The 238-nt window shown below is 34.5% G+C and carries 1 protein-coding gene; it reads left to right on the plus strand.

What is annotated here, in order from left to right; translation table 11 throughout:
- Window positions 1-14 precede the first annotated feature (14 nt).
- Window positions 15-238 (plus strand): hypothetical protein (locus R0J87_RS24500; protein WP_498889644.1); only part of this gene is annotated, 224 nt, incomplete at its 3' end.

Genomic DNA, 238 nt, shown 5'->3' on the forward strand with positions numbered 1-238 from the left:
AACTAGAATTTAGTATGCGTGAAATTGTGTTTATTGGTGACAGCGAATATATCAATGAAACAAGAAAAACACTCCTTGAAAACACATGGCAATGCTTTCATCAGCTTGGCCTTAGTGGAAAAGTGACGACAGCAAATGATCCCTTTTTCTTTTATGATGATATGGATAAAGCGAATTATCAATTAATGGCTAACAGCAAATATGAATTGGTAGCTGTTACAGAAAAGAAAGACGTATC

Origin of the sequence: Halomonas sp. SIMBA_159 (genome assembly GCF_046536035.1) — a bacterium.
Classification (GTDB): Bacteria; Pseudomonadota; Gammaproteobacteria; order Pseudomonadales; family Halomonadaceae; genus Vreelandella; species Vreelandella venusta_A.